The sequence below is a fragment of the Bradyrhizobium sp. P5_C12 genome (assembly GCF_054049735.1).
Genome location: NZ_JBFULU010000021.1, coordinates 17,830 through 34,596, shown reverse-complemented (window position 1 = coordinate 34,596; position 16,767 = coordinate 17,830). Strand labels below are relative to the sequence as shown.

At 65.3% G+C, this 16,767-nt stretch carries 17 protein-coding genes; 6 read left to right on the top strand and 11 right to left on the bottom strand.

The window, feature by feature from the left end:
* Complete coding sequence (locus ACXJMY_RS19835) at positions 1-981, bottom strand: ABC transporter substrate-binding protein (RefSeq protein WP_456621029.1); 981 nt, start codon at positions 979-981, stop codon at positions 1-3.
* A gap of 87 nt (positions 982-1,068) precedes the next feature.
* Between ACXJMY_RS19835 and ACXJMY_RS19830 the strand changes: the two genes are divergently transcribed.
* On the top strand, positions 1,069-1,428 hold the full coding sequence (locus ACXJMY_RS19830; protein WP_456621028.1) for a hypothetical protein: 360 nt from the start codon (positions 1,069-1,071) through the stop codon (positions 1,426-1,428).
* Between the two features lie 101 nt (positions 1,429-1,529).
* Here the strand turns inward: ACXJMY_RS19830 and ACXJMY_RS19825 are convergent, their stop codons facing one another.
* Together ACXJMY_RS19825 and ACXJMY_RS19820 are read right to left on the bottom strand one after the other, a co-directional pair.
* Positions 1,530-2,348 carry a quinoprotein dehydrogenase-associated SoxYZ-like carrier gene (locus tag ACXJMY_RS19825; protein WP_456621027.1) on the bottom strand — a complete coding sequence of 273 codons (819 nt, stop codon included), beginning with the start codon at positions 2,346-2,348 and terminating at the stop codon, positions 1,530-1,532.
* A gap of 51 nt (positions 2,349-2,399) precedes the next feature.
* Entirely contained in the window at positions 2,400-3,308 is a 909-nt protein-coding gene (locus ACXJMY_RS19820) for a quinoprotein relay system zinc metallohydrolase 2 (RefSeq protein ID WP_456621026.1), read from the bottom strand.
* 146 nt (positions 3,309-3,454) lie between these two features.
* Here ACXJMY_RS19820 and ACXJMY_RS19815 point away from each other — a divergent pair, with 146 nt between their 5' ends.
* Positions 3,455-4,336 carry a substrate-binding domain-containing protein gene (locus ACXJMY_RS19815; RefSeq protein ID WP_456621025.1) on the top strand — a complete coding sequence of 294 codons (882 nt, stop codon included), beginning with the start codon at positions 3,455-3,457 and terminating at the stop codon, positions 4,334-4,336.
* Complete coding sequence (locus ACXJMY_RS19810) at positions 4,333-4,890, top strand: PQQ-dependent catabolism-associated CXXCW motif protein (RefSeq protein WP_456621024.1); 558 nt, start codon at positions 4,333-4,335, stop codon at positions 4,888-4,890. Before ACXJMY_RS19815 ends, ACXJMY_RS19810 begins: the two co-directional genes overlap by 4 nt.
* 225 nt (positions 4,891-5,115) lie before the next feature.
* Here ACXJMY_RS19810 and ACXJMY_RS19805 read toward each other — a convergent pair whose 3' ends face one another.
* The 6 genes from ACXJMY_RS19805 to ACXJMY_RS19780 all read right to left on the bottom strand — a co-directional run bounded on the left by ACXJMY_RS19805 (position 5,116) and on the right by ACXJMY_RS19780 (position 9,972).
* The gene (locus ACXJMY_RS19805) at positions 5,116-5,415 is read right to left on the bottom strand and encodes a copper-binding protein (RefSeq protein WP_456621023.1); all 300 of its coding nucleotides are present in this window, start codon (positions 5,413-5,415) and stop codon (positions 5,116-5,118) included.
* Positions 5,416-5,551: 136 nt separating this feature from the next.
* A complete protein-coding gene (locus ACXJMY_RS19800; protein WP_456621022.1) occupies positions 5,552-6,166 on the bottom strand; it encodes a hypothetical protein in 615 nt (204 codons plus the stop codon).
* On the bottom strand, positions 6,163-7,011 hold the full coding sequence (locus ACXJMY_RS19795) for an ABC transporter permease (RefSeq protein WP_456621021.1): 849 nt from the start codon (positions 7,009-7,011) through the stop codon (positions 6,163-6,165). The genes ACXJMY_RS19800 and ACXJMY_RS19795 overlap by 4 nt, the downstream gene beginning before the upstream one ends.
* A complete protein-coding gene (locus ACXJMY_RS19790; protein ID WP_456621020.1) occupies positions 7,008-7,817 on the bottom strand; it encodes an ABC transporter ATP-binding protein in 810 nt (269 codons plus the stop codon). Before ACXJMY_RS19790 ends, ACXJMY_RS19795 begins: the two co-directional genes overlap by 4 nt.
* Positions 7,814-8,782, bottom strand: coding sequence for a YVTN family beta-propeller repeat protein (locus tag ACXJMY_RS19785; RefSeq protein ID WP_456621108.1), 969 nt, complete (start codon positions 8,780-8,782; stop codon positions 7,814-7,816). Before ACXJMY_RS19785 ends, ACXJMY_RS19790 begins: the two co-directional genes overlap by 4 nt.
* Positions 8,783-8,790: 8 nt before the next feature.
* Positions 8,791-9,972 (bottom strand): ABC transporter substrate-binding protein, encoded by a 1,182-nt coding sequence (locus ACXJMY_RS19780; protein ID WP_456621019.1) that lies wholly within the window; start codon positions 9,970-9,972, stop codon positions 8,791-8,793.
* Positions 9,973-10,030: 58 nt separating this feature from the next.
* Between ACXJMY_RS19780 and ACXJMY_RS19775 the strand changes: the two genes are divergently transcribed.
* Positions 10,031-10,603 (top strand): DUF3280 domain-containing protein, encoded by a 573-nt coding sequence (locus ACXJMY_RS19775; protein ID WP_456621018.1) that lies wholly within the window; start codon positions 10,031-10,033, stop codon positions 10,601-10,603.
* A gap of 166 nt (positions 10,604-10,769) precedes the next feature.
* On the opposite strand, the gene fghA is transcribed toward ACXJMY_RS19775, so the two are convergent.
* Complete coding sequence (gene fghA, locus ACXJMY_RS19770; protein ID WP_456621017.1) at positions 10,770-11,615, bottom strand: S-formylglutathione hydrolase; 846 nt, start codon at positions 11,613-11,615, stop codon at positions 10,770-10,772.
* A gap of 79 nt (positions 11,616-11,694) precedes the next feature.
* Positions 11,695-12,315, bottom strand: coding sequence for a response regulator (locus ACXJMY_RS19765; protein WP_456621016.1), 621 nt, complete (start codon positions 12,313-12,315; stop codon positions 11,695-11,697).
* Between the two features lie 200 nt (positions 12,316-12,515).
* Between ACXJMY_RS19765 and ACXJMY_RS19760 the strand changes: the two genes are divergently transcribed.
* Both ACXJMY_RS19760 and ACXJMY_RS19755 read left to right on the top strand, forming a co-directional pair.
* Complete coding sequence (locus tag ACXJMY_RS19760; protein WP_456621015.1) at positions 12,516-13,874, top strand: histidine kinase; 1,359 nt, start codon at positions 12,516-12,518, stop codon at positions 13,872-13,874.
* 181 nt (positions 13,875-14,055) lie between these two features.
* Positions 14,056-16,500: a TonB-dependent receptor gene (locus ACXJMY_RS19755; protein ID WP_456621014.1), complete on the top strand. Its 2,445-nt coding sequence runs from the start codon at positions 14,056-14,058 to the stop codon at positions 16,498-16,500.
* The last annotated feature ends 267 nt before the right edge of the window (positions 16,501-16,767 follow it).

Sequence of the window (16,767 nt, the reverse complement as noted above, 5' to 3'; positions counted from 1 at the left end):
TCAGTCTCCGGGGACGGCGTGATAGAAGGTGCCGGGATCGAGCTCGGCCGCCGGCCCGACCAGGTCGCGGCCGCCGGTCTCGGCCAGCACGCGGTAGAGCACGCGCGCATCGGCCTCCTCGTCGGCGATGCTCCGGCGCGGAATGCCGTCGCGATAGCGGTCGCGATAGGTCTTGAGCATCGCCGGATCGGTCGCGCCGGTGAGCGGCGCGACCTTCTCCCACGCCGCGTCCGAGGTCACCAGCAACTGCTTGGCCTTGCGGGTCATCGCGATGAAGCGCGCCACCGTATCGCGGTGGCTCGCGGCCCAGCTCTCGTCGAAGACATAGCCGACCGCCGAGACCGCCCCCTTGGCGCCGAGCTTCGGCAGGATATCCTCGATGCCGGCGAGGCGTCGAAAGCCCTTGGCCTCGAGCTGGGCGCAGAAATTCCAGAAGTTGAGGCTCGCATCCATCTCGCCGTCCAGCGCCTTGGCGGCAATCAGCGGCGGGGCACCGTAGACGATGGTCGCGTCCGACTTCAGGTCGATGCCGTCCTGCTTCATCCGTGCTTGCAGCAGCAGCCAGCTCTTGTCGAGCGGACCTCCGCCGACGGCGAGCTTGCGCCCCTTGAGGTCGGCGAGCGACTTGATCGGCGAGGCGGCCGGCACCATCACCGCGCCGAGCGCGCTGGAATAGGGATAGAAGGTCAACTTGGCGCCGAGCGCGCGTTCGCGCGACACCCAAAGCCAGTCCGACAGCATGATGTCGGCGCTCCCGGCGCGAAGCGCGATCTTGCCGGCCTCGGGACTCGCGAGCTCGGTGACCTCGAGCGAGAGCCCGGCCTCCTTGTCGAGCCCATTGGTGCGGATCGTGGCCAGCTCCCAGGAGAATGTTCCGGTCTTCTGCACCGCAAGGCGGATCGTATCCGCGGCGCGGACGGTTGCGACCTGTGTCAGCGCCAGCGTCATCGCGAGCGCCAATGTTCGACCAAGAAGTCTCATCACCTTGTGAGCCGTTTCCTCGAAGGGAGTGCTTTTCAGGACAATACGCATAGCATAGCTTTGATCGCAACCAGCGGGAGGACGCCCATGAATCTGGCGGGACAGCTACGACCGATTGTCGCCGCATTGGCGGTGTGGGCCGCGACCGTGTACGCGGCGCGCGCCGAGGAGGCCAATGATTATCCGACCTCCGCGCGCGCCGAATACGTCTATGGCTGCATGAAGGCCAATGGCGAGAGCCGGCAGTCGATCGAGCAATGTTCCTGCTCGATCGACGTGGTTGCCTCGATCGTGTCCTATGAGCGTTACGTCACCGCGGAAACCGCGCTCAGCATGTCCCAGGTCCGCGGCAATCTCGGCGTCCAGTTCCGCACGTCGGAGCAGGCGAATTCCGCGGTGAATGATCTCAGGCGGGCGCAGGCGGAAGCCGAGGTGAGGTGTTTTTGAATCTCTTGGACGTCATTCCGGGGCGATGCGAAGCATCGAACCCGGAATCTCGAGATTCCGGGTTCGGTCCTGCGGACCGCCCCGGAATGACAACTTGAGACTCACGTCCCCGGCTTCTCCACATCCCACTCGTTGCGGAACACGTGCCCATCCGTGTCTTTCGCCTCCGCGCGGAAGCGTTTTGCGCCGTTGGACACATACGTAAAGCGCAGATTGGGATCTTCCGAGATCGAGATGCCGCCCTCCATCGACAGCACCGGACTGTCGTCCTGCGTCAGCTTCAGCTGGTTGACGAAGAAGGCGGGAATATAGAGCTGTGTGACCTGGTCCATCTGAAGGCCGGAATTGTTGGGATGGCCGATCATGATCTGCGCCTCGCGGGTGCGGCTGGCGGGCGCATCATCGCGCGCAAATTGCCGGTAGCGCATCTGGCCGAGCCGGTTCCTGGCTTCCTCGACATTCTTTCCCGCCGGCGCGGAGCAGCCGCCGGAGGCCTTCACATAGGTCTTGGCGACGTAGAGCTGGCCGTCGCTGAGCTCGGCGACCGCATGGACGTCGGTGTAGTTGTTGACGCGCACGCGCGTGGAGATTTCCGTGACGTTGGCATCCGGCCCAAGCTCGAACTTCGCCGCCATCGGCGCCGGGTTGCGGTCGATCACCAGCGTGATCGCGCGAATGCGGCGGCCGTCGCCGGGTGACAGCTTGCTGCGCAAGGTCACGGGCACGATCGCGGCGTCCTCGGCGCGATACGGCATCTCGATGCCGATGATGTCGCTGCCGTCCTGCATCGGGCGGTTGCTGAAGATGTCCTGCACCAGGCCCGGCCAGGGATCGTAGGCCTCCTCCGCGCGTGCCGGCGCGGCAAAGGCCAGGCCGAGCAGCGCAGCGATCAAGGTCAGGCGGAGATTGTGTCCCATCATGTGTTGGTCCCGCGCGGACGAAGCAGCAGCGGACGCAACGTAGCGCGCCTGCTACTCCCATTCAATTTCCGAAAATGCTGCGGTTGCGTTGCGGGCGTTGTAGTCGTCGAACAGCTCCCAGTGCGACCGTTCGGACGCGGCCGCCTTGTCCGCGGCGGCCCGGATCGGCTCGCCCTTCTTGTTGAGCGCGCGGACGTCGGACAGCAGCGTCGAGAGATAACGCCGTTCGTCGGCCAGCGCGGCAGGCCAATCGGTCACGGGGCCGTGACCGGGAACGACGCGCTGCGCCGGAATGCTCTCGAGTTCCTCGAGCAGGGCGAGCCAGCCGCGGATGCTGCCATCCATCACCGGGATATGGCGGCGAAAGACCAGATCACCCGCGAACAGGGTTTTCGTCGTCGCGTCGAACACGCTCAAATCGTTGTCGCTGTGCGCGGCGGGCCACGCCCGCAAGGTCAGGCGCCGCGATCCGAGATCGAGCGTCAGCGTGTCCGAAACGAGCAGGGTGGGCGGCACGATCTTCACGGGATCGATCAATTCATGGCCCATGATGCGTCTGAAATTGTCGAGATAATACGGCCCGCGCGCCGCCAGCGCCTGCGGCAGCTTGCTGTGTCCGACAAAACTTGTTCCTGCGGCGGCGAACGCCGCATTGCCGAAGACATGGTCGGGATGGCCATGGGTGCTGATGACGTAGCGAACCGGCTTGCCGGTGTGGGCCCGCACCGCCGCGAGCAGCGCCTCGCCTTCGCGGACGCTGCCGCCAGTGTCGATCACGGCCACCGCATCCTCGCCGACGATGAAGCCGACATTGGCGATGTCGCCCTCATTCTCGCGCGACATCAGGGCGATGGTCCCGGAGTGTACGAAGATTCCGGGCGCGACTTCGCTCACAGGCAATTCGACCGGCCCGGCGCGTGCTAGCGTCGTTGCTCCCAGCAGGGCCAGGGCTGCGATCATTGAAGCGACGTGGGACACTTTTCCGCCTCAGTTCAAAGGATTTGCCACATTGCACTGCAACAAAGTCAAGCCGACACAAAGTTGGCGAAACAGATGCGTCCGTGCGTTGCATGGATAGCATTCGAACAAAACGAGGAGGAAGCGGGATGAGGGAGGCCGGACGACATCGTCGCTGGTTGTTTTTGCTGTGGGGCCTGGCTGCATCCTGCGCGCTGGGCGACGTCGCTATGGCGCAGACGAACGAGAGCGGCGACCTCTCGTTCGAGCTGGTCGATCCCAAGGTGCTGCGCGTCTGCGCCGATCCGCGCAACCTGCCGTTCTCGAACGAAAAGGGCGAAGGGTTCGAGAACAAGCTCGCCGAGCTGCTTGCGGACAAACTCCAGAAGAAGCTCGACTACGTCTTTTTCCCGCAAGCCACCGGCTTCGTCCGGATGACGCTGGGTGCACATCGTTGCGACGTGATCATGGGGTTTCCGCAAGGTGACGATCTGGTGCAAGGCACCAATCCCTACTACCGGACGACTTATGCGCTGGTCGCCAAAGCGGGCAGCGGGCTCGAGGATGTCGACACGCTCGAGGACACCAGGCTCAAGGGCAAGCATGTCGGCATCGTCGCCGGCACGCCGCCGGCGACCAATATGGCGATTGCCGGCCTGATGGGCGACGCAAAGCCCTATCCCTTGATGATCGATACGCGCTTCGACAATTCGGCGCAGGCGATGATCGACGATCTCGCCGCCGGCAAGATCGACGCCGGCGTGCTGTGGGGACCGATGGCCGGGTTCTATGCGAAGAAGGCCGGCTCGCTTCATGTCACCCCGCTGGTGAAGGAAACCACCGGGCCGAAGCTCGTCTATCGCATCGGCATGGGCGTGCGTCCCGCCGACCAGAACTGGAAGCGGCAGCTCAACAAGCTGATCCAGGAGAACCAGGGCGAGATCAACAAGATCCTGCTCGACTTCGGCGTGCCGCTGCTGGACGAGAGCGACCGGCCGCTCGGCGCGGAGACGGCCAAGAAGACGCCATGAGGCGGCGCGTTGCCGCGGCGCTGGTCGCCGCCGTTCTGGCGGTGCCGGCATTGGCGCAGCAGCAGGAGCCGTTCGAGCCCGAAGGGTATCGCACCGACAATTACCGCGCGCCGGTGCCGGCAACGCTGGCGCGCGCACGCGTGCTCACGACCGTGGAAGCCGAAGCGATCTGGCGGGCAAAGGGCGCTGCCTTCATCGACGTGATGCCACGCCCGCCGAAGCCCAAAAATCTACCTGAAGGCACCGTCTGGCGCGAGGCGCCGCGCAAAAATATTCCCGGCAGCATCTGGCTGCCGGATACCGGTTACGGCGCACTCCCGCCCGCCATGGACGATTATTTTCACCGCGGCCTGGCGCGGGCGTCGCGCGGCGACAAGGCCGCACTGCTCGTGATCTATTGCCTGGCCGATTGCTGGATGTCCTGGAACGCCGCCAAGCGCGCGCTGGCTGACGGTTACTCCAACATCGCCTRGTATCCCGACGGCACCGACGGCTGGGAGCGCGCGGCATTGCCGACTGAAGAAGCGCAGCCGGAGCCGCGGCCGGAGCAGTAGCAACCTGTATCGCTGGACGCAGGTGCGCTCCCTCGCCCCGTTCTTACGGGGAGAGGGTTGGGGTGAGGGGCCTCTCTCGGCGCTTGATCAAGTAGTGAGACCTGTACCCCCTCACCCGGATCGCAAGAGCGACATAGCCGAAGCTTTGCTTCGGCGTTCTTAGAAGCGGCCGCCGAAGGCGGCCTACGCCTCTCCCCGCAGGCGGGGAGAGGTGAAGACGCGGCTTTATTGCTTCTGCAACTTCGTCAGCGTCCCCGTGCCGTTGGTGTCTGTCGCCGAATACGTCACCCTGTCACCGGCGTGGACGGCATCGAGCATCGCGGCGTCCTTGGTCCTGTATTCCTGGAGCGCGCCGGCGCCGCCGGCGCTGCCGCCGACCGTTCCCTTCTGCGCCTGCTGGATTGAGATCGTGCCGTTGAGCCGGTCGATCCTGGTGACCATTCCGGTCATGTCGTCAGCAAAAGCGCTGGATGCGAGCATGGTGATGGCCGCAGCGCCTGCGAGCATGAATTTGGTTGTTCCCATCGAGGCCTCCCGGCGTTCGAGATTCACATCGACAAGCCATCCTAGATCGATTTGGTTCCGGCAAATAGCGCAGCAAAGGTTAACGATTGCCGGGAGATGCCGGGAACTCTTCGGCAAGCCGTCAGCGAGGCTGACGCTATTCCATTTCCTGCTGGATCACGCGGCCGAGCGCAAACAGGCGCTGGTCGATCGCGGTCGGAACCTCGCAGACGAATCGCACCACCTTGTGGCGGTCCTCGAAAATGCGGGTCTTCCAGACCAGATCGTTGCTGAGCGCCTCGACCCTGGCCTCGTCGCGCGGTGTCGCGCCCTGGAGTGCTTGGAGCTGAACGGTCTCGTCGCGGATCTTGTCGGCGGCGTCGCGCTGCTTGCGGCTGACCCGTTCGAGCCCGCTCATGACCTGCGAGCGCTGGGCGTTGAGGGTGTCGAACAGGCCGGCGAACAGCAGTTTTGCATTCGCGGTCTTGTCGCTGGCCGAGCCAGCCAGAAATTCCTTCACCGACTTCTCGGCCTCGTCCAGCGGAGTCTTCCGCGCCGCCAGTTTTGAGACCAGCGCGCTGACCTTCGCATCGTCCTTCCATTTGTTCTGCACATCGTCGAGCGGCGGCCCGGCCCAGACAGCGGCAAGCGAGATGTCCGGAACTTTTGCTTGCGTGCAAGGCCAGTCGGGAAAGCGCGGATCGGCGGCGCGGACGGCCGTGCCCGCGACTGCGAGCGCCATAGCAGCCATGGTCACGATCCCTGATCTCATCCTTCGCCTCCCGCAGGGCCTCGCCGCGCCAGCCCGCGCGAGGGATCATAGGCATAGATCGCCCCGATCATGAAGACGATTGTGCAGGTCGCGACCACCGCCAGCGAGATCCAGTTGATCTGTCCGTAGAGCGCGAAGCGGATCAGCTCGACCGCGTGGGTGAACGGATTGGCTTGGCAGACATAGTAGAGATAGGGGCTGCCCTCCTGCACCCGCCAGAGCGGGTAGAGCGCGGAGGAGGCGAAGAACATCGGAAAGATCACGAAGTTCATCACCCCGGCAAAATTCTCGAGCTGCTTGATGCCCGAGGAGATCAGCATGCCGAGCGAGCCCAGCATCAATCCGGACAGGATCAGCGCAGGCAGCACGGTGAGATAACCGATCGGAGGAGGGGTGATGTCCCAGAACCAGGCGATCAGGAGGAAGGCGTAGACCTGGAGCAGCGACACCGCGGTGCCTGCGAGCAGCTTGCAGAACAGCAGGAAACCGCGCGGCAGCGGGCTCACCAGCAGCGTGCGCATGTTGCCCATTTCGCGGTCGTAAACCATCGACAGCGAGGACTGCATGCCGTTGAAGAGCTGGATCATCGCCATCAGCCCCGGCGCGATGAAGACCTCATAGAGGATGTAGGTCTCGTAGGGCGGGATGATGGAGATGCCGAGCACCTGGCGGAAGCCGGCGGCGAAGATGAACAGCCACACCAGGGGGCGCACCAGCGCGGAGACGAAGCGCTCGCGCTGGTGCAGGAAGCGGAGCCCCTCGCGCCAGACGATGCCGGTGAGGCAGGTCATGTACTCGGCAAACGAGAAACCGCGTGGCGTGTCGTGGGCGGTGATGCTGCTCATGCGCCGCCTCCCGGCATCACTTGCGCGCCGGTCAGGCGCATGAAGGCGGTGTTGACGTCCTGTGCGCCGGCCTCGGCAATCACGCTGCCGACCGGCCCCTGCGCCAGCACCTTGCCCTGGTGCAGCACCACGAGATCGTCACTCGCCGTGATCTCGTCGAACAGATGCGTGGCCCAGAGCACGCCGATGCCTTGCTCGGTGACGAGCTGGCGGACGTGGCTGATGATGTCGGCACGTGCCTTGACGTCGAGGCCGACGGTCGGCTCGTCCAGCAGCAACAGGCGCGGCCGGTGCAGCAGCGCGCGTGCGATCTCGAGCCGCCGCATCTGGCCGCCGGAGAGATCGCGCACCTTGCTGCCGGCGCGCTCGGAGAGGCCGATGCGGCCGAGCAATTCGGCGCTGCGCGCGGCAGCCTCGCGGCGGCTGATGCCGTGAAGCGCGGCGTGATAGAGCAGGTTCTGCGTCAGCGACAGATCGAGGTCGAGCGTGCGCGGCTGGAACGCCACGCCGAGCAGCCGCAGCGCCTCGCCGGGGCTCTTGCTGACATCGTGACCGAAAATGCCGACGCGGCCGGACTGGATGCCGAACAGCCGCGTGATCAGCGAGAACAGCGTGCTCTTGCCGGCACCGTTGAGGCCGAGCAGCGCGGTGAAGCTCGCGGGCTGCACGTTGAAGGAGACGTCCATCAGCGCCCGGCGCGGGCCATAGGCATGGCTGACGCGGTCGATCGACAGCGCCGGCACCGCCGCCGTTTCAGGCTTCGGCGCGCTCTCGCGTGGCTCGGCGATGGGAGCGGGACTGGTCATGGCGCGATCGTGATGCCCCAGGGCAATTCGCCCACCTGAATGGTCTTGATCACCTTTTGCGCGGCGACGTCGATCACGGAAACATCGTTCGACACGCCGTTGGTGGTGAGCAGGTATTTTTCGTCCGGCGTGAACGCCATGTGCCAGACCCGCTGCCCGACCAGCAGGTATTTCGTCACCTTGCGCGAGGCGACGTCGACCACGGCGATACGGTTGGCGGGGCCGAGCGCGACGAAGGCGGTCTTGTCGTCCCTGGTCATGCCGATGCCGACCGGCTGGATTGCCTCTTTCCGGAGGCCCGGAATCTCGAAATTGACCTTGCCGATCACCTCGTGCTTTTTGGGATCGATGATCGAGACGGTGCCGCCGATCTCCGAGGACACCCACAATTCGGAAGCGTCGTGCTTGAACTCGGCAAAGCGCGGCCGGGCGTCGACCAGCACGTTGGCGACGATCTGGCGCGACGAGGTGTCGATGAAATGCGCCATGTTGGTCGTCTCGGACGTGTTGATCAGGGTCTTGCCGTCGGGGCTGATGGTCATGCCCTCGGGCTCGACCCCGACCTGGATGTCGCCAAGCCGGGCGCGCTTCTCGAGGTCGATCACGGTCACGGTGTTGTCGTTCTCGTTGGCGACGTAGAGGATCTTGCCGGCGGCGTCCTGGGCGAACAATTCAGGATCGGGCCCGGAGGGCAGGCTGTCCACGACGCTCTGCGTCTTGGCGTCGATCACCTGGATGGTGTCGTCGTCGCCGACCGCGACCATCACGAACTTGCCGTCGCGGGTGAAGTCGATGCCGCGCGGGCGCTGACCGACCTTGATGGTTTTTGTCACCGTCCAGCTCTCGGTGTCGATCACCGAGACCGTATTGCTCTTCTCGTTCGAGACATAGGCGATGAAGGCATGCGCGGGCGCCGCCGCCAGCGCCAGTCCGGACAGCAACCCGACACGCCACATCCGCAACATCCGCGTCCTCACTTCAACTTGCATTTGCTCTCCGGGCGGTCATAGCCGAGCGTGTCGAGCTCCGAGACCTGGTGCAGGAATCCCTCTTGCGGCGACACCGACACCACCATGCGGCCGTCGACCAGCAGGATCGGCTGGCGCAATTGCAGATTCCAGTCGCGCAAGGTCAGCTTCGTGCCCTTGAAGGCGGCGACGGAAAAGTCCGGCCCCTTGATGAAATCGGTGACCTTCTTGACGTCGCCCGAATTGGTGCGCGAGGTGGCCTCGCCAATCATGCGCACCGCGGTCCAGGCCTGCATGTCCAGCGCGGTCATGCGCCGCGAGTTCAGCTTGATGAAGCGGTTCTGCATCTGGATCGCGCCCCACTGGTCCTGCGCCGCGTCCCAGCTGCGCGGCACGAGCCCGGCCGAACCCGCGACGGGGCGCGGATCCCAGGTGCGATAGGGCAGATAGGCCGCGAACACCTCGCTCTCGTCGGCGGCGACCAGCACGTCATAGGCCGGCGCCTGCTGGGTGAAGACGGGTATCTGGCGCTGGATCAGCGTCACACCGCTATCGGTGCGCCGCGCGCCGCCTTTGTCCTCGAACGTGCGTTCCTGCACGATCTTGGCGCCGAACCGCGTCGCGGCGCGCCGCAGCGCATCGGCATAGAGCTTGTCCTCGTCATGCGAGCCGGCCACCAGCAGCCAGCGCTTCCACTGCTTCCACACCAGATATTGGCCGAGCGCATCCGCCAGCATCGACCGCGTCGGCGCGGTGTGGATGACGTTGGCGCGGCAATCGGCCTCGCGCAGCCGCTCGTCGATCGCCCCCGCGTTGAACAGCAGCGTGCCGCGCTCGCGCAGGGCGTCGGCGACCTTCAGCAGCGCATCGGCCGGAAGGTCCGCGACGATGAAGCCGTTGCGCGCGGCGAGGTCGGTCGCGGCCTGGACCACGTCCTCGCCTTCCCTGATGCGGCGCTCCTCCAGCGCAAAACGCTGGTTGAGGAATTTTCCCGTGGTGTTGTTGTCCTCGATCGCGAGGCGCGCGCCGGCGACGCCGTCATTCTCCGCGGGCTGCTCGACCAGCGACAGCGTCGATCTGGTGCCGGCGACGCCGAGATAGCCGACGCCGATCAGGGCAGGGTCCGCCGCCAGGACTTGCGTCGCGGCGAGACTCCAGCCGACCAGGCCGACCAACCATCGGATCATGCTTCCTCCGTAGATCTCCCCGGCTTGACCGCCGGTGGAGAATTGTCTCTCTTGAAGCATGACCGATTTGGCCCGGCTTGCAACCCCGCATTTCGTCCGCGCGCCGCCCGGCGCTGGAATCACGATCATGCGAGCCTTGCTATCGATTATCGCTTTGCTGTTGACGGCGTCAGTCGCGTTCGCCGATCCGCCCAAGCTCGCCGTGTTCGATTTCGAGCTGATCGACACCAGCCTGCCCGGCGAATTCTACGGCTCGAAGCCGGAGCTCGAGCGCCTCGATCGCATCAGCGAGCAGTTGCGCAAGGAACTGGCAGGTTCAGGCAGGTTCCAGCTGCTCGATATCGCGCCGGTCAGGGATGCCGCCCGTCACAGCAATTTGCAGGCCTGCGGCGGCTGCGACCTCAAGCTCGCCGGGCAGCTCGGTGCTGACCTGGAGATCACCGGCATGGTGCAGAAGGTCTCGAACCTGATCATCAACCTCAACATCTATCTGCGCGACGTGAAGACCGGCAACATGATCACGGTCGCCAGCGCCGACATGCGCGGCAACACCGATGAGTCCTGGACGCGCACCATGAGCTATCTGATCCGCAACCGCCTGCTGGCGCCGAACTACGGCAAGCCGGAGTAGGTTCTTCGCCTCTCCCCGCCTGCGGGGAGAGGCCGGAATTTGCGACAGCAAATTCCGGGTGAGGGGGAGTCTCCGCGAGTCCAACTGCGGCTGTTTGCGCGGACGCAGCCCCTMACCCCAACCCTCTCCCCGTAAGAACGGGGAGAGGGAGAGGAGAGACCGAACCTCACCCCTTCAACCGCTCCGCGTGCCAGTGCAGATGATCGCCCATGAACGTCGAGATGAAATAATAGCTGTGGTCGTAGCCCGCCTGCCGCCGCAGCGTCAGCGGGATGTTGGCCTTGGTGCAGGCCGCCTGCAGCAGCTCGGGCCGAAGCTGCTCCTTCAGGAAATTATCGGCCTCGCCGACATCGACGAGAAAGCCGGAAAACTTCGCGCCATCCTCGATCAGCGCCACGGTGTCGTGGCTGCGCCAGGCCTCCTTGTCCGGCCCGAGATAGCCGGTCAGCGCCTTGTTGCCCCAGGGCACCAGCGACGGCGCCACGATCGGCGCAAACGCACTGGCCGCGCGATAGCGGTGCGGATTGCGCAGCGCCACCGTCAGCGCGCCGTGGCCGCCCATGGAATGGCCCATCACCGATTGGCGCTTCGCGTCGACCGGAAAATTCTCCGCCACCAGCTTCGGCAGTTCGTCGGTGACGTAGCTCCACATGCGATAGTTGCGTGCGAACGGCTCCTGCGTCGCGTCGACATAGAAGCCGGCGCCCAGGCCGAAATCATAGGCATTGTTGGGATCGCCCGGCACGTCGGGCCCGCGCGGTGAGGTGTCGGGCGCGACGAAGATCAGCCCGAGCTCGGCGCAGGCGCGGCGGAATTCGCCTTTCTCGGTGACGTTGGCATGCGTGCAGGTGAGCCCGGAGAGATACCAGACCACGGGCAGCTTCGCGCCAACCGGATGCGGCGGAACATAGACCGAGAACACCATGTCGGTTCCGGTCGCCTGGCTCGCGTGGCGGTAGACGCCCTGCACGCCGCCGTAGGATTTGTTGGTCGAGACAGTCTGAATCGTCATGCCCTAAGCTCCAGTGGCACTTAACCACATCAACATTGCAACGCTTGTGTGACCGAATGTGTGGCGGCTGCCCCGCGCGTCAGGCGACGCCGCTGTCGATCGCCAGCCGCACCAGCTCGACCGAGGTCTTCACCCCGAGCTTCTGACGCATGATCGAGGAGGTGTTGGCAACCGTCTTGTAGGACGATTGCACCAGCCAGGCGATCTCGGACAGGCTCTTTCCGGCGCTGAGCAGCCGCAGGATCTCCATCTCGCGCGCGTTCAGCTTCGACAGCGGATTTTGCGCCAGCGCAGGCCCGGCAAAGGCGATGCTGCGCGCGATCGCGCTCGGCAGATAGGTGCCGCCGTCGCCGACGGTGCGGATCGCCTCGACGAGATCGTCGGGATCGCCGGTCTTGGAGACATAGCCCTTGGCGCCGCACTCGATCGCGCGCGCGGCGAAGGCGGGGTCGTCGTTCATGCTGAACATGATGATGCGGGCCTCGGGCGCGCGGTCGAGGATGCGGCGCGCCAGCTCGAAGCCGGAGACGGTGGGCAGGTTGATGTCGATCACGCAGAGGTCGGGGCGTTCGACGATGAACACGCACTCGCCGTCTTCGGCGTCGGCGGCCTCCAGGATCTCGATCTCGCCTTCGTCGGCCAGCACGGCACGGCAGCCGGAGGCGACGATGGGATGATCATCGACGATCAGAATGCGCATAGGCGTTCCCCGCGACAGCCCCCGGCCTGTTTCGCGCCGCATGATGCCCAACCATCGAGACGCGTGCGAGCGCGCCTCATGTCGCCTCATGCAACCCGGCCGGGATTGCTGTACGCTTTCGATTAGATATCGGGCGCTTCGGGTCTGTCAACGCCATCGCACAGGCACGAGCAATCCTTCGCGGGGCACGGGCAACACCAATGTGGCAAAATCTATCCTTGCGCGGGCGCATCAACCTGCTGCTGGCGCTGCTGCTGGCGCTGGGGCTCGCCGTCAACATCGGCCGCCAGGTCGCGGAAGCCGGGCCGCGCGTGCAGGCCGAGGACCAGAGCGTGATCCGGCTGGCGCGCGAGTTCATCGAGATGATCGTTGCGGACCTCAACGAGGCGCCCGATCCGGACGCCCGGTTGAACCAGATCGCGCGCGATCTCAGCCGTCTGCGCCATGTCAGCATCGCGCTCAGGGACGGCGGCGGGACGCCGCTCACGCCGCCGCGGCTCGATGCCGATGACGAGGCGCGCGGACCGCCGGCCTGGTTCGTCAGCCTGGTCCATCCCGAGCAGACCGCGGTCAGCGTGCCCGTCTCGGTCCATGGCAAGCCCGGCTCGCTGGTGATCACCTCGCATCCCAATGACGAGATCGCCGAGATCTGGGACGGCATCGTGACCCAGCTCGAGGTCGGCTCGGTGATCGCGCTCGCGCTGTTCCTGGTGATGATGACTGTGGTCGGCCGCGCGCTCCGGCCGCTCCAGTCTCTGGCGGAGGCGATGGCCGAGCTCGAAAACGGGCGCTATGAGGCGCGGGTGAGGCCGGGCGGCGCGCCCGAGCTTGCCGCGATCTGCACCAAGCTCAATCATCTGGCGGCCACGCTGGGGGAGGCGGTCGAGGACAAGCGGCGCCTTGCCGAGCGCACGGTGTCGCTCCAGGACGTCGAGCGCAAGGAGATCGCGCGCGAGCTGCATGACGAGTTCGGGCCGTATCTGTTCTCGCTGCGCGCGCATGCCAGCGCGCTGGCGAAGCAGGCGGACGGGCGCGTTCCGAGTGCGGACGCCGTGCGAAAGCACGGCAGCGCCATGCTGGAACAGATCAACGCGCTCCAGCAGTTCAATCGCCGCGTGCTGGAGCGGCTGCGGCCCGTCGGCCTCGCCGAACTCGGCCTGCGCCAGGCGCTCGAATCGCTGTCGCGGCTGTGGCGCGAGGCGCATCCCGACGTCGCGATCGAGACCACGATCTCGCCGGCGCTCGGGGTCACCGGCGAGACCGCGGACCTCACCATCTACCGCACCGTGCAGGAGGCGCTCACCAACGTGTTCCGCCATGCCGGCGCGACCTCGGTCAACGTCGTGATCGAGCCGGCCGGGCAGCCGGGGCGCGACGGCCGCATCTGCGCCCGGGTGCGGGTCAGCGACAATGGCCGCGGCATGGAGCCGGGCCAGAAGCTCGGCTTCGGCCTCGTCGGCATGCGCGAGCGGATTCTCGCACTGGGCGGCACGCTCAACGTCGCCTCCGGCGAGGGCGGCGTGACCGTGGAGGCGCTGGTTCCGACGGCGCCGGCCTGATCGCACGGAAAACAAATCGGGAAGAATTCCCGATTTGGTCGGGAAAACGGGTGCGGATATCGCCCGATCTTTTGTGGCTGGTGCGTTCGCGGCGGCCGACTACACTCGTCCCAACCAAGCGGCGAAGTTCAAAACAGCCGCAAAAAAAGACCGAACGTATTTGCGGATGGGACGGCAGGGGATGGGCGTGCGAAGATTGTTGATCGCCTCGATATCGACGGGGCTGATGTCTGGCGTGGTCCTCGGGACGGACGCGGGGGCCGCGCAGGACGACGAGACCAACGTTCAGAACCTGCCTGCGATCGAGGTGGTGGCGCCGCAGCCCGCTCCGCGGCGGAGCGCGCCGCGGACGCCGGCGCGATCCGCAAGCTCCGCGAAGCCCAGCAACAGGCTTTACGTCTACCCGACCTCGCCGGGCACCGGCAGAGGTCTTGAAGTCGACAAGGTTCCTTCGGCGATCAACGCCGTCGATGCCAACCAGATCAAGCGTACCGGCTCGCTGAACATCACCGACGCGCTGAGGGACAACATCGCCGGCGTCAACATCAGCGAAGTGACCGGCAATCCGTTCACGCCTGATGTTGAGTTCCGCGGCTTTGTCGCTTCGCCCGTGACGGGCACGCCGCAAGGCCTCGCGGTCTACCAGAACGGTGTCCGCATCAACGAAGCGTTCTCGGATGCCGTGAACTGGGACCTGATCCCCACCGCCGCGATCAGGTCGGTGACGCTGGTGACCAACAATCCTGCCTTCGGCCTCAATGCGCTGGGTGGCGCGATCAACCTGCAAATGAAGGACGGCTTCACCTATCAGGGCGCCGAGCTCGACCTCATGGGCGGCTCGTTCGGCCGCATCCAGGGCTCGGCGCAATGGGGCAAGCAGGTCGAGAAGAACTACGCCGTCTACGCCGCGCTCGAAGGCCTGCACGACAACGGCTTCCGCAATTTCTCCCAATCGGACGTGCGGCGCTTCTACGGCGATGTCGGCTACAAGGCCGGCGACAGCGAATTCCACGTCAACATGGGGCTCGCCAAGAACGATTTCGGCGCCAGCGCCACCGTTCCGGCCGAGCTGCTGGAGAAATATTGGGGTGCGACCTACACGACACCGCAGACCACCAGCAATCGCGTCGGCTACGTCAATCTGATCGCCAAGGCGGACGCGACGCCGACCTGGACGCTCGAAGGCACGGCGCATGTGCGCAGGTTCGAGCAGAAGGTCGTCGATGGCAATCCGACCGACGTGCAGGAATGCGCCATTGCGGGACTGCTGTGCTTCGGCGACGACACGACGCCGGCGAACGGCGTGAACGGGGTCCAGCTTGCCAATCCCTTTGCTCCGGGAACAATCCTCGGCGAGATCGACCGGGGCTCGATCCGTTCGACCACCTTCGGGGTCTCGGGGCAGGCCACCAACGTCGATCAGCTGCTCGGGCATGATAACCGTTTCGTGGTGGGGGCGAGCTATGACGCCAGCGTCACGCGCTACAACGCCACCGCCGAGATCGGGACGATGGGCGAGAACTATGTCGTCAGCGGCAGCGGCATCTTCCTGGGGCCGACCGGCACACCAGTCCCCGTTGCCGGTCCGGTCTCGCTGCGGACCGTCAACCAGTATAACGGCCTGTACGCGATGGACACGTTCAACGTCACGGATGCCTTCGCCGTCACGGGCGGCGGCCGCTTCAACGCGGCGCGCATCACGCTGGAGGATCAGCTCGGTACCGATCTCAACGGCGATCACACCTTCTATCGCTTCAACCCGGTGATCGGCGGCACCTACAAGATCACGCCGGAGTTGACGGCCTATGCCGGCTATTCCGAGGCCAACCGCGTGCCGACGCCGCTCGAGCTCGGCTGCGCCGATCCCATTCGGCCCTGCCTGATCGCGGCGTTTCTCGTGTCGGACCCGCCGCTGAAGCAGGTGGTGTCCAAGACGGTCGAGGCCGGCTTCCGCGGCACCAAGGAGCTGAACATCGGTTCTCTTGGATGGAAGGTCGGCGCTTTCCGCGCCACCAACTATGACGACATCCTTGCCGTTCCTGCGGTCGGACGCACCGGCTTCGGCTATTTCACCAACGTCGGCAGAACGCGGCGTCAGGGGCTAGAGGCCGAGGTCAACATCAAGTCGCCCACGCTTCAGTTCCAGGCGAGCTATGCCTTCGTCGACGCGCGCTTCCTCGATGCGCTCGAACTCGGTTCGGAGAGCCCGTTCAGGGATCCTGTGACCGAGACCATCCACGTCTCGCCCGGCAACCAGATCCCGGCGATTCCGCGCCACCTCGTCAAGGTCGGCGTAGACTATGCCGTGACCGACGTCTGGAAGGTCGGGGCCAACGCAATCTTCGTCTCCAGCCAGTATTTCGTCGGCGACGAGTCCAACCAATATTCGAAGCTGCCGTCCTACACCGTCTTCAATCTCCACACGTCCTATCAGGTGACGAAGAACGTCCAGCTCTACGGCCGCGTCGACAACATCTTCGACAGGCGCTACGCCACCTATGGGCAGTTCTTCGACCGGGGGGCCCTGCCGAACTTCACCAATGGCGGCGCCGAGTTCACCGACCCGCGCTCGCTGAGCCCGGCGCGGCCGCGCGCCTTCTATGCCGGCATGCGGGTGACGTTCTAGGCCAACGTCTTGCTGTTCCTGTGTGCGGGACGGCCGCGCCGGTCGCCGGGCCGAGTCCCGCGGCGACCGGCCCTCTCCCGGAAATTGTCACAAATCGGCTCGCCGATCGGCTTGTATTGATGGTTGTTGCTGCGTCATACTACACCGTTACATAGAGCGTCGGTGTTGAGGGCGATTATTGTCCAAGCCGGGCTTGCGGCAGTGCGGGTCTGCATGATGTGCAAGCTCACTTCGCGTGACTTTTGAACACGTGAATTCAAGGGCGTG

What these genes read in the sequence shown, in the direction of transcription:
- ACXJMY_RS19835 (WP_456621029.1), bottom strand. Translation starts at nt 981, where the DNA reads ATGAGACTTCTTGGTCGAACATTGGCGCTCGCGATGACGCTGGCGCTG.
- ACXJMY_RS19830 (WP_456621028.1), top strand. Translation starts at nt 1,069, where the DNA reads ATGAATCTGGCGGGACAGCTACGACCGATTGTCGCCGCATTGGCGGTG.
- ACXJMY_RS19825 (WP_456621027.1), bottom strand. Translation starts at nt 2,348, where the DNA reads ATGATGGGACACAATCTCCGCCTGACCTTGATCGCTGCGCTGCTCGGC.
- ACXJMY_RS19820 (WP_456621026.1), bottom strand. Translation starts at nt 3,308, where the DNA reads ATGATCGCAGCCCTGGCCCTGCTGGGAGCAACGACGCTAGCACGCGCC.
- ACXJMY_RS19815 (WP_456621025.1), top strand. Translation starts at nt 3,455, where the DNA reads ATGAGGGAGGCCGGACGACATCGTCGCTGGTTGTTTTTGCTGTGGGGC.
- ACXJMY_RS19805 (WP_456621023.1), bottom strand. Translation starts at nt 5,415, where the DNA reads ATGGGAACAACCAAATTCATGCTCGCAGGCGCTGCGGCCATCACCATG.
- ACXJMY_RS19800 (WP_456621022.1), bottom strand. Translation starts at nt 6,166, where the DNA reads ATGAGATCAGGGATCGTGACCATGGCTGCTATGGCGCTCGCAGTCGCG.
- ACXJMY_RS19795 (WP_456621021.1), bottom strand. Translation starts at nt 7,011, where the DNA reads ATGAGCAGCATCACCGCCCACGACACGCCACGCGGTTTCTCGTTTGCC.
- ACXJMY_RS19790 (WP_456621020.1), bottom strand. Translation starts at nt 7,817, where the DNA reads ATGACCAGTCCCGCTCCCATCGCCGAGCCACGCGAGAGCGCGCCGAAG.
- ACXJMY_RS19785 (WP_456621108.1), bottom strand. Translation starts at nt 8,782, where the DNA reads ATGTTGCGGATGTGGCGTGTCGGGTTGCTGTCCGGACTGGCGCTGGCG.
- ACXJMY_RS19780 (WP_456621019.1), bottom strand. Translation starts at nt 9,972, where the DNA reads ATGATCCGATGGTTGGTCGGCCTGGTCGGCTGGAGTCTCGCCGCGACG.
- ACXJMY_RS19775 (WP_456621018.1), top strand. Translation starts at nt 10,031, where the DNA reads ATGACCGATTTGGCCCGGCTTGCAACCCCGCATTTCGTCCGCGCGCCG.
- fghA (WP_456621017.1), bottom strand. Translation starts at nt 11,615, where the DNA reads ATGACGATTCAGACTGTCTCGACCAACAAATCCTACGGCGGCGTGCAG.
- ACXJMY_RS19765 (WP_456621016.1), bottom strand. Translation starts at nt 12,315, where the DNA reads ATGCGCATTCTGATCGTCGATGATCATCCCATCGTCGCCTCCGGCTGC.
- ACXJMY_RS19760 (WP_456621015.1), top strand. Translation starts at nt 12,516, where the DNA reads ATGTGGCAAAATCTATCCTTGCGCGGGCGCATCAACCTGCTGCTGGCG.
- ACXJMY_RS19755 (WP_456621014.1), top strand. Translation starts at nt 14,056, where the DNA reads ATGGGCGTGCGAAGATTGTTGATCGCCTCGATATCGACGGGGCTGATG.